The sequence below is a fragment of the Streptomyces violaceorubidus genome (assembly GCF_000717995.1).
In the GTDB taxonomy this organism is placed as follows: Bacteria; Actinomycetota; Actinomycetes; order Streptomycetales; family Streptomycetaceae; genus Streptomyces; species Streptomyces violaceorubidus.
This window is the reverse complement of the sequence record NZ_JODM01000017.1, coordinates 23039-36552: the sequence shown is the minus strand read 5'-3', so window position 1 is coordinate 36552 and position 13514 is coordinate 23039. Positions and strand designations below refer to the sequence as shown.

General features: G+C 70.5%; 11 protein-coding genes. 5 read left to right on the top strand and 6 right to left on the bottom strand.

The window, feature by feature from the left end; translation table 11 throughout:
• Positions 1–109 precede the first annotated feature (109 nt).
• Genes IE94_RS0120415 through ctaC form a run of 3 tightly spaced genes read right to left on the bottom strand, consistent with a single transcriptional unit; the run spans position 110 to position 3197 of the window.
• On the bottom strand, positions 110–508 hold the full coding sequence (locus IE94_RS0120415; protein WP_030186369.1) for a cytochrome c oxidase subunit 4: 399 nt from the start codon (positions 506–508) through the stop codon (positions 110–112).
• On the bottom strand, positions 505–2241 hold the full coding sequence (gene ctaD / locus IE94_RS0120410; RefSeq protein ID WP_030186368.1) for an aa3-type cytochrome oxidase subunit I: 1737 nt from the start codon (positions 2239–2241) through the stop codon (positions 505–507). Before ctaD ends, IE94_RS0120415 begins: the two co-directional genes overlap by 4 nt.
• The gene (gene ctaC / locus IE94_RS0120405) at positions 2238–3197 is read right to left on the bottom strand and encodes an aa3-type cytochrome oxidase subunit II (protein ID WP_030186363.1); all 960 of its coding nucleotides are present in this window, start codon (positions 3195–3197) and stop codon (positions 2238–2240) included. Before ctaC ends, ctaD begins: the two co-directional genes overlap by 4 nt.
• A 327-nt stretch (positions 3198–3524) precedes the next feature.
• Between ctaC and IE94_RS0120400 the strand changes: the two genes are divergently transcribed.
• Positions 3525–4910, top strand: coding sequence for a cysteine desulfurase/sulfurtransferase TusA family protein (locus IE94_RS0120400; RefSeq protein WP_030186361.1), 1386 nt, complete (start codon positions 3525–3527; stop codon positions 4908–4910).
• Between the two features lie 53 nt (positions 4911–4963).
• On the opposite strand, the gene IE94_RS0120395 is transcribed toward IE94_RS0120400, so the two are convergent.
• Positions 4964–5938: a carbohydrate kinase family protein gene (locus tag IE94_RS0120395; protein ID WP_030186359.1), complete on the bottom strand. Its 975-nt coding sequence runs from the start codon at positions 5936–5938 to the stop codon at positions 4964–4966.
• Between the two features lie 132 nt (positions 5939–6070).
• Between IE94_RS0120395 and IE94_RS0120390 the strand changes: the two genes are divergently transcribed.
• Together IE94_RS0120390 and IE94_RS0120385 are read left to right on the top strand one after the other, a co-directional pair.
• Entirely contained in the window at positions 6071–6280 is a 210-nt protein-coding gene (locus IE94_RS0120390; RefSeq protein WP_030186358.1) for a hypothetical protein, read from the top strand.
• A 114-nt stretch (positions 6281–6394) separates the two neighbouring features.
• Positions 6395–7927, top strand: coding sequence for a hypothetical protein (locus tag IE94_RS0120385; protein WP_030186355.1), 1533 nt, complete (start codon positions 6395–6397; stop codon positions 7925–7927).
• A gap of 103 nt (positions 7928–8030) precedes the next feature.
• Here the strand turns inward: IE94_RS0120385 and IE94_RS0120380 are convergent, their stop codons facing one another.
• Positions 8031–8387, bottom strand: coding sequence for a HesB/IscA family protein (locus tag IE94_RS0120380; RefSeq protein WP_030186353.1), 357 nt, complete (start codon positions 8385–8387; stop codon positions 8031–8033).
• A gap of 276 nt (positions 8388–8663) precedes the next feature.
• Here IE94_RS0120380 and nadA point away from each other — a divergent pair, with 276 nt between their 5' ends.
• Positions 8664–9848, top strand: a complete 1185-nt coding sequence (nadA, locus tag IE94_RS0120375; protein ID WP_030186352.1) for a quinolinate synthase NadA — start codon at positions 8664–8666, stop codon at positions 9846–9848.
• A gap of 224 nt (positions 9849–10072) precedes the next feature.
• Positions 10073–10228 (top strand): hypothetical protein, encoded by a 156-nt coding sequence (locus IE94_RS39940; RefSeq protein WP_157849365.1) that lies wholly within the window; start codon positions 10073–10075, stop codon positions 10226–10228.
• Between the two features lie 68 nt (positions 10229–10296).
• Here the strand turns inward: IE94_RS39940 and IE94_RS0120365 are convergent, their stop codons facing one another.
• Entirely contained in the window at positions 10297–13410 is a 3114-nt protein-coding gene (locus tag IE94_RS0120365; RefSeq protein ID WP_030186349.1) for an efflux RND transporter permease subunit, read from the bottom strand.
• Between the last annotated feature and the right edge of the window lie 104 nt (positions 13411–13514).

The following is a 13514-nucleotide window of genomic DNA, read 5'->3' as shown; positions in this document are numbered from 1 at the left end:
GTCAAGGGCGGCACGGCGGGTAAGCCGGAAGGGTGAGGGACGGTACGGCAGACGAAGGGGCCCGGACGCTCCTGACGGAGTGTCCGGGCCCCTTGGCGCTCGACGCGTGCTACTGGGTGCGGTTCTCACCGCGGTAGTACTCGAAGACCCAGCCGAACAGGCCGACCATGAGGATCGGTGCCGAGAAGTACATGACCCACCAGCCGACGGCGATGCCCAGGAAGGCGAGGGCGCCACCGACGGCGAGGGACAGCGGCTGCCAGCTGTGCGGGCTGAAGAACCCGACCTCGCCGGCGTCGTCCGCGACGTCCGCCTCCATGTTGTCCTGCGCCCCGGCGTCGACCCTCCGCGCCGTGAAGGCGAGGTAGAAGCCGATCATGATGGCCAGGCCGAAGGCCAGGAACAGGGCCGTGGTACCGGCCGGCTCCTTGGACCAGTAGCCGTAGACGACCGCCACGACGAGGATGAAGACGCTCAACCAGATGAACATCTTGCCCTGGATCTTCACTTCCCGGCCTCCTTGCCGCCGGCGAGGGCCTTCTCACCGTGGCCGACGTTCTCCAACTGGTCGATCGCGGAGATCTCGGGGTGGTGCAGGTCGAAGGCGGGGGATTCACTGCGGATGCGCGGCAGCGTGAGGAAGTTGTGCCGCGGCGGCGGGCAGGAGGTCGCCCACTCCAGCGAACGGCCGTAGCCCCACGGGTCGTCCACCTCGATCTTCTTGCCGTACTTGGCGGTCTTCCAGATGTTGTAGAAGAACGGCAGTATCGACATGCCCAGCAGGAACGAGCTGATCGTCGAGATCGTGTTCAGGGCGGTGAAGCCGTCCGCGGCCAGGTAGTCGGCGTAGCGACGCGGCATGCCCTCGGCGCCGAGCCAGTGCTGGACCAGGAACGTGCCGTGGAAGCCGACGAACAGCGTCCAGAAGGTGATCTTGCCCAGGCGCTCGTCCAGCATCTTGCCGGTGAACTTCGGCCACCAGAAGTGGAAGCCGGCGAACATCGCGAACACCACGGTGCCGAACACCACGTAGTGGAAGTGCGCCACCACGAAGTACGAGTCGGACACGTGGAAGTCCAGCGGCGGCGAGGCCAGGATGACACCGGTCAGACCACCGAAGAGGAAGGTGATCAGGAAGCCGGTGGACCAGAGCATCGGTGTCTCGAAGGACAGCGAGCCCTTCCACATGGTGCCGATCCAGTTGAAGAACTTCACACCGGTCGGGACCGCGATCAGGAAGGTCATGAAGGAGAAGAACGGCAGCAGGACGCCGCCCGTGACGTACATGTGGTGGGCCCACACCGTCACCGACAGACCCGCGATCGCGATCGTCGCGCCGATCAGACCCATGTAGCCGAAGATCGGCTTGCGGGAGAAGACCGGGATGATCTCACTCACGATGCCGAAGAACGGCAGCGCGATGATGTACACCTCTGGATGCCCGAAGAACCAGAACAGGTGCTGCCACAGCAACGCCCCGCCGTTGGACGAGTCGAAGATGTGGGCACCGAACTTGCGGTCGGCCTCCAGCGCGAACAGGGCCGCGGCCAGCACCGGGAAGGCCAGCAGGACCAGCACACCGGTCAGCAGCACGTTCCAGGTGAAGATCGGCATGCGGAACATGGTCATGCCGGGCGCGCGCATGCAGATGATCGTGGTGATGAAGTTGACCGAGCCGAGGATGGTGCCGAAGCCGGAGAAGGCCAGACCCATGATCCACAGGTCGCCGCCGATACCGGGCGAGTGCACCGCGTCGGACAGCGGCGAGTAGGCGAACCAGCCGAAGTCGGCCGCGCCCTGCGGGGTCAGGAACCCGCCCACCGCGATGCTCGAGCCGAACAGGTACAGCCAGTAGGCGAACATGTTCAGCCGGGGGAACGCCACGTCGGGCGCGCCGATCTGCAACGGCATGATCCAGTTCGCGAAGCCCGCGAACAGCGGCGTCGCGAACATCAGCAGCATGATCGTGCCGTGCATCGTGAACGCCTGGTTGAACTGCTCGTTCGACATGATCTGCAGACCGGGCCGGGCGAGCTCGGCGCGCATGAAGAGCGCCATCACGCCGCCGATCACGAAGAACGCGAACGACGTCACCAGGTACATCGTGCCGATCGTCTTGTGGTCAGTGGTCGTGAGCCACTTGATCACGACGTTGCCGGGCTGCTTGCGCCGTACCGGCAGCTCGTTCTCGTACGAGTCCTCCGCTGCCGAGGCACCCTGGGGTTCGTTGAGGATGCTCACAGGTTGTTCGTCTCCCGGTTCTTCTCGTGGCTCGTCTGAGCGATGCCCGCGGGAACGTAACCGGTCTGCCCCTTCTTCGCGAGGTCCTGGAGGTGCTGCTCGTAGCGCTCCGGGGAGACGACCTTGACGTTGAACAGCATCCGGGAGTGGTCCACGCCGCACAGCTCGGCGCACTTGCCCAGGAAGGTCCCCTCCTTGTTGGGGGTCACCTCGAAGGCGTTGGTGTGGCCCGGAATCACGTCCTGCTTCATGAGGAACGGCACCACCCAGAAGGAGTGGATGACGTCACGCGAGGTCAGGACGAAGCGGACCGTCTTGCCCTTGGGGAGCCAGAGGGTCGGGCCCGGGTTGTTGGTCTGCGGGTTCCGCGTACCGGGGGTACCGCAGTCGTAGACACCGCCGGCGTTCGCCGGGAAGTCCTCGACGAACCGGTCCGGGATGCCGGCCAGTTCCTTGGAGGTCTTGGCGTCGCCGGTGGAGCCCGGGACGTCCTCGATGTGGTTGAAGCACCAGCTCCACTGGAAGCCGACCACGTTGACCGTGACGTCGGGCTTCTTCTTGAGGCTCAAGAGGTCCGACTCGTCACGCGCGGTGAAGTAGAACAGCACCGAGACGATGACGAGCGGAACCATGGTGTACAGCGCCTCGATGGGCAGGTTGTACCTGGTCTGCGGAGGGACCTCGACCTTGGTGCGGCTGCGCCGGTGGAAGAAGACACTCCACAGGATCAGGCCCCACACCAGCACGCCGGTGGCCAGCGCGGCAGCCCAGGAGCCCTGCCACAGGGAGAGGATCCGCGGAGCCTCTTCCGTGGTTGGGGTGGGCATGCCGAGGCGGGGGAAGTCCTCGTATGTGCAACCGGTGGCGGTCGCCAGGACCAGGCCCGCGGTCAGTGCCTGCAGCAGCTTCCGCCGCATCGGGCGCCGCGGCGAGCGGTCGGAGCCGTTGGGACTCACGTAGCGCCTTCCCGAGAGTCTCGCCCGCGCGGTTGGCTGCGGCCTGCCTTCTCGCTGGTCGGTCGCCGCCCTGCGTCGGGCAGGGGTTTGATGTTTATGCGGACCAAACCCTAGCCGACGCCCTCCGGGGGGTCGCGGGGAGGGTGGCATACGCGCCGGGGGTCACTCTTTAAGGGTGGGACGGGGCGCCTACGGGGGTGGGGCCCGGGGGTGTTCGGCGGCTGACGGTGCGTCGTGGAGGGTCGCGCCCGCGTGGCGCGGCCGCACGTGCCACGGCCCCGCTCCCCTGGTGGGGCGCCGGCGTCCCCGGCGTTCTAGCGTTGGCCCGTGGCCTACTTCGACGCGGCTTCCGCCGCTCCCCTTCACCCCGTTGCCCGGCAAGCCCTGTTGGCCGCCCTCGACGAGGGGTGGGCCGATCCCGCCCGGTTGTACCGGGAAGGACGACGGGCCCGGATGCTGCTCGACGCCGCCCGGGAGGCGGCGGCCGAGTGTGTGGGGTGCCGGGCGGACGAGTTGGTGTTCACTCCTTCGGGGACCCGGGCGGTGCATTCAGGGGTGGCGGGGGCGCTGGCCGGGCGGCGGCGCGTCGGACGCCACCTGATCGTGTCAGCGGTCGAACACTCCTCCGTACTGCACGCGGCCGAGGCGCACGAGGCGGCCGAGGGCGGGAGCGTCACCCGGGTCCCCGTGGACCGGACGGGCGCGGTGGCCCCGGAGGCGTACGCGGCCTCCCTGCGCGAGGACACGGCACTGGCCTGCCTCCAGTCGGCCAACCACGAGGTGGGCACCGAGCAGCCGGTGTCCCGGGTGGCGGAGGCCTGCCGGGCCGCCGGTGTGCCGCTGCTGGTGGACGCGGCCCAGTCGCTGGGCTGGGGCCGGGTGGAGGGCGACTGGTCGTTGCTCACGGGCAGCGCGCACAAGTGGGGCGGGCCCTCGGGGGTGGGCCTGCTCGTCGTGCGCAAGGGGGTCCGGTTCGCTCCGCAAGGGCCCGGGGACGAGCGGGAGTCGGGTCGGGCGCCCGGGTTCGAGAACCTGCCGGCGATCGTGGCCGCGGCGGCGTCGCTGCGGGCGGTGCGGGCCGAGGCGGCGGCGGAGGCGGCCCGGCTGCGGGAGCTGACGGAGCGGATCCGGTCCCGGGTGCCCGACCTGGTGCCCGATGTGGAGGTGGTCGGGGATCCGTCGCGCCGGCTGCCCGGGATCGTCACCTTCTCGTGTCTCTATGTCGACGGGGAGACTCTGCTGCACGAGTTGGACCGCGCCGGTTTCTCCGTGTCCTCCGGATCGTCCTGCACGAGCAGCACGCTGACGCCGAGCCACGTCCTGAGGGCGATGGGGGTGCTCAGTGAGGGCAACGTCCGGATGTCGCTGCCGCCGGGGACCCCGGCGCGCGACGTCGAGCGGTTCCTGGAGGTGCTGCCGGGCACGGTGGCCGCGGTGCGCGAGAAGCTGGGGGCGCCGGCCGCGCCGGAGACCGTCCGCGCGGCCGGCCGCGACCTCGTCGTGGACGCGCTGGGCCGGCGCTGCCCCATTCCGGTGATCGAACTGGCCAAGGTCATCGGGGACGTCCCCGTGGGCGGCACCGTCCGCGTCCTCTCGGACGACGAGGCGGCCCGCCTGGACATCCCGGCGTGGTGCGAGATGCGGGGACAGGAGTACGTGGGCGAGGAACCGGCGGACAGGGGAACGGCCTACCTGGTCCGCCGGACGAGCTGACCCGCCCGGGGGCGCGTGGCGCCGTCGATGTGCGGCGCCGCGAGCCCGCCGCCTCAGCGCAGGTGCGCCTGAACCTCCTCCGCCGCCTCGTCCCCGTACGCCTTGGTGAAGCGCTCCATGAAGTGCCCGCGCCGCAACTGGTACTCCTGCGTCCCCACCGTCTCGATGACGAGGGTCGCCAGCATGCACCCGACCTGCGCCGCCCGCTCCAGCGAGACTCCCCACGCCAGCCCGGACAGGAACCCGGCGCGGAAGGCGTCGCCGACGCCGGTGGGGTCGGCCTTGCGCTCCTCGTCCGGGACGCCGACCTCGATGGTCTCCCCGCCGGCCTGCTCGATGCGCACGCCCCGGGCACCGAGGGTGGTGATCCGGTGGCCGACGCGGTCGAGGATCTCGGCGTCGCTCCAGCCGGTCTTGGTCTCGATGAGTCCCTTCTCGTACTCGTTGGAGAAGAGGTAGGTCGCCCCGTCCAGCAGTATCCGGATCTCGTCGCCGTTCATCCGGGCGATCTGCTGGGAGAAGTCCGCGGCGAAGGAGATGGACCGCGCGCGGCACTCCTCGGTGTGCCGGAGCATCGCCTCCGGGTCGTCGGCACCGATGGAGACCAGGTCGAGGCCGCCCACGCGGTCGGCGACGGTCTTCAGCTCGATGAGGCGGGCCTCGCTCATCGCGCCCGTGTAGAAGGAGCCGATCTGGTTGTGGTCGGCGTCGGTGGTGCAGACGAAGCGGGCGGTGTGCAGGGTCTCCGAGATGCGGACCGAGTCGGTGTCGACGCCGTGCCGGTCCAGCCAGGCCCGGTACTCGTCGAAATCCGCGCCGGCCGCGCCGACCAGGACGGGCCGGGTGCCGAGCTGACCCATGCCGAAGGCGATGTTCGCGGCGACGCCGCCCCGGCGTACGTCCAGCTGGTCGACCAGGAAGGAGAGCGAGACCGTGTGCAGCTGGTCCGCGACGAGCTGGTCGGAGAAGCGGCCGGGGAAGGTCATGAGGTGGTCGGTGGCGATGGAGCCGGTGACTGCGATGCGCACGGCGTGGACTCTCTCCTGAGGGGAGGCGGGTTGACGGTTCACGCTACCCGGCGGTGCCGCCAGGCTGAAGCAGGCGAAACTACCCGGTAGTACAACTTTCGCCGTGATACGGGACGTGCCTACGGTTCTGTTATGACGAACCCGAGGACCGTCGACCCCGCTCCGGCCGACCTGGACGGCGACCTGGCGTCGCTGCGCGGCGACTGCGCCCGGATGACCCCGCGCTGGTCGGCGCCCGCCGACGCCTCCCCCCGGCCGGTGCCCCTCACCCTCATCCACGGCGTCCGGGTGCCGCCGGCCTCGGCACGGTTGCTGGACGCGATGTCGGACTACGGCGACTGAGCGGCTCCCGGGCGGTCGCTGGGCCGTTCGGGCGACGTGCTCCGTCACCGGGAACCGGACCCCGGCCCGCCGCGTCCCATCGCTGTCCCCAGTAACAGCCGAAGGAGCGATGCGGTGAACCCCGAGCGACCCGACAACGACGACGCCACCGCCGCAGCCGACGACGAGGCCGTCGGCGGGCGTCCGGCACGGCGGCGCCCCCGGGCGGTCGCGGTCGCGTCGGTCGCGACCGCCGTCCTGCTGCTGGGCGGCGGCGGTGCCTACCTGGCCACGTCCGCCGCGGGGGACGACACGGACGGCGGTACGGCGTCCGGCGCCCCGGGCGACGACACTCCCCCGCCGCTCCCCCTCGACGACCACGGGAAGTCCCAGGGCGGCACGACCGGCATCGCGCCGGGCGAGCCCGACCCGTACGGCGTCACCTACCGCGCCGAGGGGCCGCTCCCCGAGGGTCCCGGCTCGGCGCCGGTGTACCGGGCGGAGGGCGACGTCACCGAGGCCGAGGTGGCCCGGCTGGCCGAGGCGCTGGGGGTCGAGGGCGCTCCCCGCACCCAGGGCGGGGCGTGGAAGGTCGGCAACGCCGAGGACGGGTTTGGGCCGCTGCTCACGGTGGGCCGGCAGGCGCCGGGCACCTGGACCTTCCACCGCTACGCGCCCGGCACCGACAACTGCAAGAAGGGCGCCGTCTGCAAGGGGCCCTCCGCCGACGGGGACCCGGTGGGCGAGGCGGCGGCGAGGAAGGCGGCGGCGCCGGTGCTGAAGGCGCTGGGCCAGGACGACGCCAAGCTGGACGCGAGCCGGGTCATGGGCGCCCGGCGGGCCGTGAACGCGGAACCGGAGGTCGGTGGGCTGCCCACGTACGGCTGGACGACCGGGGTGGTCGTCGACGCGCGGGGCGAGGTGGTCGGCGGCAGCGGTCAGGTGAAGGCGCCGGTCAAGGGGGACACGTATCCCGTCCTGGACGCCGGGGAGACGCTGGCGCTGCTGAACGCGCCGGGCGCCGGGAGCGGTGCGGACCTCGGCGGCATCGGCGGCTGCGCCACTCCCGTACCGGACCAGGACCGTGCGGGCCCGCCGTGCGCGCCGCCGACCGGCGCTGCGGAGCGGCCCGGGACGGGGAAGAAGCAGGTCGCCACCGTCGAGGACGCGGTGTTCGGGCTGGCCGCGCATCCGGTGCGGGGCCGCCGGACGCTGGTGCCGTCCTGGCTGTTCGAGGTGCGGGCGCCGGGGGCGCGGGACACGGTGACGGTCACGTATCCGGCGGTCGAGCCGAGGTATCTGACCACCACGGCCCCCGCCGAGCCGTCCCCGGCCCCGTCCGAGGATCCGGCCTCGAAGCCCGGGGAGCCGCGCGACGTGCGGGTGAGCGGCTACACGGCCGCCGACGGCGAGCTGACCGTGCACTTCACGGGCGGCGTGTGCTCCGACTACGACGCCCGGGCCGAGGAGAGCGGCGGGAAGGTGACCGTCACGGTGACCGAGACGCCGCACCCGGACAAGGTCTGCATCCTGATCGCGAAGGAGTACGAGCGGACGGTGCCGCTCGACAGGCCGCTCGGCGACCGGACGGTCGTGGGCACGGACGGCAAGGACATCCCCGTGCACAGGCCGGGCGCGCGGCTGCCGGCTCCGTCCGGGAGCCGGTGACGCCGACGGCGGGGCGCGGACACGGCACACGGGCGGTGGCCCGGGGTTCTCCCCCGGGCCACCGCCTTTCGCACGCTCGGTGCCGCGCCGCGGCCCCGGCCGGTCAGCTGAAGGAGTCGCCGCAGGCGCAGGAACCCGTCGCGTTCGGGTTGTCGATCGTGAAGCCCTGCTTCTTGATCGTGTCCTCGAATTCGATGACGGCGCCGTCGAGGTACGGGTCGCTCATGCGGTCGGTGACGACCTTCACATCGTCGAAGTACTTCACCACGTCGCCGTCGAGCGAGCGCTCGTCGAAGAAGAGCTGGTACCGGAGGCCGGAGCAGCCGCCGGGCTGGACGGCGACGCGCAGCGCGAGGTCGTCACGGCCTTCCTGGTCGAGCAGCGCCTTGACCTTCGCCGCGGCGGCGTCGGTCAGGATGATGCCGCCGGTGACGGTGGTGGTCTCGTCCGATACGGACATCTACATCTCTCCCGGGTTGTACGGAGACTGCTTGCCGACGGTGTCAACCGACGGAGCCGCGGATTCATTCCGGGCAGGGCCGAGTCTTTGTCCTCGGCGTCCCCTTTCATGCTCGCACACGCCCCGGCCGACGGTCAGCGGCTGGGGAGGACCGCTCGGGCACCGGGATTCACGTCACACCGACACTATGAGCATCGTCAAAGTGACATGAACCGGTTATGATATATAGTGTCAGTTCGACGAAAAGGGTCGACGAAAGTAGAAAGGGTGCGTGTCGTGACCACCGCCCAAACCCAGGAGCTCGACGTACAGCCGACGCCCCTCGCCCTGCTGCTGCTCGGCCGCGAGGCCGACCCGAGGAGCGAGCGCGGCGTGGAGTGCCCCGGGGACCTGCCCGCGGCCTCCGACCCGGACCTGGTCGCGCGCGCCCGTGCGGCCAAGGAGAAGCTCGGTGACAAGGTCTTCGTCCTCGGTCACCACTACCAGCGCGACGAGGTCATCCAGTTCGCCGACGTCACGGGCGACTCCTTCAAGCTGGCCCGGGACGCGGCCGCGCGCCCGGAGGCCGAGTACATCGTCTTCTGCGGTGTGCACTTCATGGCGGAGTCGGCCGACATCCTCACCTCGAACGACCAGAAGGTGGTCCTGCCCGACCTGGCCGCCGGCTGTTCCATGGCGGACATGGCCACCGCCGAGCAGGTCGCCGAGTGCTGGGACGTGCTGACCGAGGCCGGGATCGCCGAGCAGGTGGTGCCCGTGTCGTACATGAACTCGTCCGCGGACATCAAGGCGTTCACCGGCAGGCACGGCGGCACCATCTGCACCTCCTCCAACGCCGAGCGCGCCCTGAACTGGGCCTTCGAGCAGGGCGAGAAGGTCCTCTTCCTGCCGGACCAGCACCTCGGCCGCAACACCGCGGTGCGGGACCTGGGCATGTCCCTGGAGGACTGCGTCGTCTACAACCCGCACCGGCCGAACGGCGGGCTGACGGCCGAGGAGCTGCGCGCCGCGAAGATGATCCTGTGGCGGGGGCACTGCTCGGTGCACGGCCGCTTCAGCCTCGACTCGGTGAACGACGTGCGCGAGCGCATACCGGGCGTGAACGTCCTGGTGCACCCCGAGTGCAAGCACGAGGTCGTCGCGGCGGCGGACTACGTCGGCTCGACCGAGTACATCATCAAGGCCCTGGAGGCGGCCCCGGCCGGGTCCAAGTGGGCCATCGGGACCGAACTGAACCTGGTCCGGCGACTGGCGAACCGTTTCGCCGCCGAGGACAAGGAGATCGTCTTCCTCGACAAGACGGTCTGCTTCTGCTCGACCATGAACCGCATCGACCTCCCGCACCTGGTCTGGACGCTGGAGTCGCTGGCCGAGGGCACGCTGGTCAACCGCATCGAGGTCGACCAGGAGACCGAGGCGTTCGCCAAGCTGGCGCTGGAGCGGATGCTGGCGCTGCCGTAACCGGCCCCCGCGCGCGGCCCCGCCCGATCACCCCTCCGGTGCTCGGTCGGGGCCCTTCTCGTTCACCCGGTCCCCTCGTTCACCCCGTCCCCTCGGCCTCCCGTCCTCGCGGTCTTCTCGATTCGCGCAGGAAGGTGAGGCCCTGAGCGCACATCTGCAGCTGACTCGTTGGCCCGCGCGGGCGCCTGTGCGACGGTGGGGCCCGGGAGAGACGGGAGGCTGTCATGGCAGGTCAGAGACCGGTTCCCGGCGGGGGCGAGAGTTCGTTCGGCCGCGGGGCGGGACAGGGGTGCGGGTTCTGCGTGGGGGTGCTGCTGGCTCTGGTGATCCTGGTGGCGCTGGTCCTGTTCGGCGGCATCGCCGCGCTGTCCGGGCAGTGACGCGGGCAGACACGCGGGCGCCCCCGTGGTCGGTCCACGGGGGCGCCCTTCGTCGGGGCCGGCAGGTGTCAGACCTGGGCCGGCTCCGGTTCCTCCGTGGGCTGCGCCTGCCCGGGCAGGCCCTTCTTCTCGGCCCGCTTCTTGGCGCGGCGCTCCTTGCGCAGCTCCAGCATGGCGTAGAGCGTCGGGACCAGGAGCAGGGTCAGCAGCGTCGACGTGATCAGACCGCCGATCACGACCACCGCGAGCGGCTGGGCGATGAAGCCGCCCTCGCCGGTGACGCCCAGCGCCATCGGGAGCAGGGCGAAGATCGTCGCCAGGGCCGTCATGAGGATGGGCCGCAGACGGTGGCGCCCGCCCTCGATCACCGCTTCGACGACACCGTAGCCCTGCTTGCGGTACTGGTTGATCAGGTCGATCAGCACGATGGCGTTGGTGACCACGATGCCGATCAGCATCAGCAGGCCGATCATCGCAGGAACACCCAGCGGGGTGCCCGTCAGCACCAGCAGGCCGATCGCGCCGGTCGCCGCGAACGGGATCGACACCAGCAGGATCAGCGGCTGGGCGAGGGAGCGGAAGGTGCCGACCAGCAGCATGAAGACGATCGCGACGGCCGCCAGCAGGGCCAGGGCCAGGTTCTTGAACGCGTCGTCCTGGTCGGCGGAGACTCCGCCGATGGTGGCGGTGGCACCCGCCGGCAGGTCCAGGCTGTCGATGTCCGACTGGAGCTGGGTGCTGATGGCGCCGGTGTTGTCACCGGTCGGCCGTGCCGTGATGGTGGCCGCGCGCTGGCCGTCGATGCGGGTGGTCGACACGGGGCCGTCCACCAGCCGCACGGTGGCGATGTCGCCGAGCTCGACCGGGCCGAGGCGCAGCGCCTTCAGCTCGGCGAGCGTGGCGGCGGGCTTCGCCGGGGTGACGACGACGTCCTGCTCGGTGTCGCCGAGGACCGCCTTGCCGGCCGTGGTGCCGCGCACCGCCTGGGCGACGGCGGCGCCGAGGGTCTGTTCGGTGAAACCGGCCGCGGCGGCGCGGTCGTTGGCCTTGACCGAGATGCGCGGCACGCTCTGCGACAGGTCGCTGGCGACGTCGGTGACGTCGTCGAGGGCGGCCACGGTCTTGCGGACCTCCTCGGCGGCGGCGCGCAGCGTCCGGGGGTCGGACGCCTTGACGACGACGCTCAGGTCCTGACTGCTGAAGCCGTCACCGGCGGAGACCGTGGTGGTGCCGATCCCGTCGAGCTTGTCGAGACCCGCCTTGATCTCGTCCTGGACGTCCCCGAGGGACGCCGAGTCCTCCAACGCGATCTGGTAGGACGCCTGGTTCGTGTCGGTGCCGCCGCCGAAGGCGGCCATCCAGCCGGAGGAGCCGACGGTCACCTGGTAGTCCTTGACGCCGTCGATGCCCGCGATGAGCTTCTCGACCTTCTTGGCCTGCGCGTCGGTGGCCGCGAGGCTGGTGCCGGGCTTCAGCTCCTGCTTGACGTTGAGGACTTCCTGGTCGCCCTGGTCGAAGAAGTTGGTCTTGAGCAGCGGAGCCATGCCGAAGGTGGCGAGGAGTACGACGACCGCGATGGCCACACTGGTGAGGCGGCGGCGGGTGGCGAACCGCAGGACGGGGACGTAGAACCGCTGGAGGCGGTTCTTCGCCTCCTTCTCCTCCGCCAGGCGCCGGGCCTCGTCGGCGTCCTCGGGCGTTCCCTTGGGGGCGCGCAGGAACCAGTACGACAGGACGGGCACGACCGTCAGCGACACCAGCAGGGACGCCAGCAGCGCGACGGTGACGGTGAGGCTGAAGGAGCCGAACAGCTCGCCGACCAGGCCACCGACCAGGCCGATGGGCAGGAACACGGCGACCGTGGTGAGGGTGGAGGACGTCACGGCGCCCGCGACCTCGCGAACCGCCTTGAGAATGGCCTCCCGGCGCTCCTCGCCGTAGCTCAGGTGCCGCCTGATGTTCTCCAGTACCACGATCGAGTCGTCGACGACCCGGCCGATGGCGATGGTGAGCGCGCCCAGCGTCAGAACGTTGAGGGACAGATCGCGCGTCCACAGGACGATCAGCGTCAGCACCACCGACAACGGGATGGAGACGGCCGTGACCAGGGTGGAGCGGATCGAGGCCAGGAAGACCAGGATCACGACGACCGCGAAGAGCAGGCCGAGCGCGCCCTCGGTGGTCAGGCCCTCGATGGCCTTCGACACCGCCGGGCCCTGGTCGCTGACGACGGTGAGGGTCGCACCGGAGCCGAGTGCCTCGCGCAGGTCGGGGAGCTTGTCCTCGACGGCCTTGGAGACCGCGACCGCGCTGCCGTCGTGGTCCAGGGTCACCGCCACGGCCAGACTGGGCTTGCCGTTGGTCCGGGTGATCGAGTCGGCCCTGGCCTCCCGCTCCTCCACGGTGGCCACATCGCCGAGACGGACCGGCTTGTCCACCCCCTCGCCGGTGATCCTCAGGTCCTGGATCTGCTGCAGCGAGGTGAAGCCGCCGCCGACCTGGACCGTGCGGTTAGCGCCGCCCTCGTCGAAGGAGCCCGCCGGGACGCTCGCGCCGCCGGCCTGGAGCGACTGGAGCAGGGTCTGCGTCGTGACGCCGGCCTTGGCCAGCTTCGCGTCGTCGGGCGTGACGGCGACCTGGAGGTCCCGGACGCCGTCGAGGGTGACCTGGCCGACGCCGTCGATGTCCTCCAGCTCGGGCACGACGGACCCGTCGAGCTGGTCGGCCAGCGCCTGCTGGTCCTTGTCCGAGGTGACGGACAGCACCACGGTGGGGATGTCGTCCGTGGAACCGGCCACGACCTGCGGGTCGACGTCGTCCGGGAGCTGGGCACGGGACCGGTTGACGGCCTGCTGGACGTTGGCCACGAGCTGCTGGGTGTCGGGGCCGTAGTCGAAGGACGCCATGATCACGGCGTTCCCCTCGCTGGCCGTGGAGGTGACCCCAGTAAGACCGTCGACCGATTCGAGGTTGTTCTCGATGGGCTCGACGATCTGCTTCTCGACGACGTCCGGCGAGGCCCCCTGGTAGGGGGCGATCACCGACACCACGGGCAGTTCGATGGTGGGCAGCAGCTGCTGCTTGAGCTGGGGGATCGCGATCGCCCCGAAGACGAGCGCGACGATCGACATCAGGCCTATCAGGGCCCGTTGCGCGAGGCTGAATCTCGACAGCCAGGACATGGATCAGGGTCTCTCTATCTGTGGCCGGGCGGAGGGGACGGGCACATCTGTACGCCCACCCCACACCCTGGTCCATGATCGCCCCGGTTTCGTAGGCCCCAGGT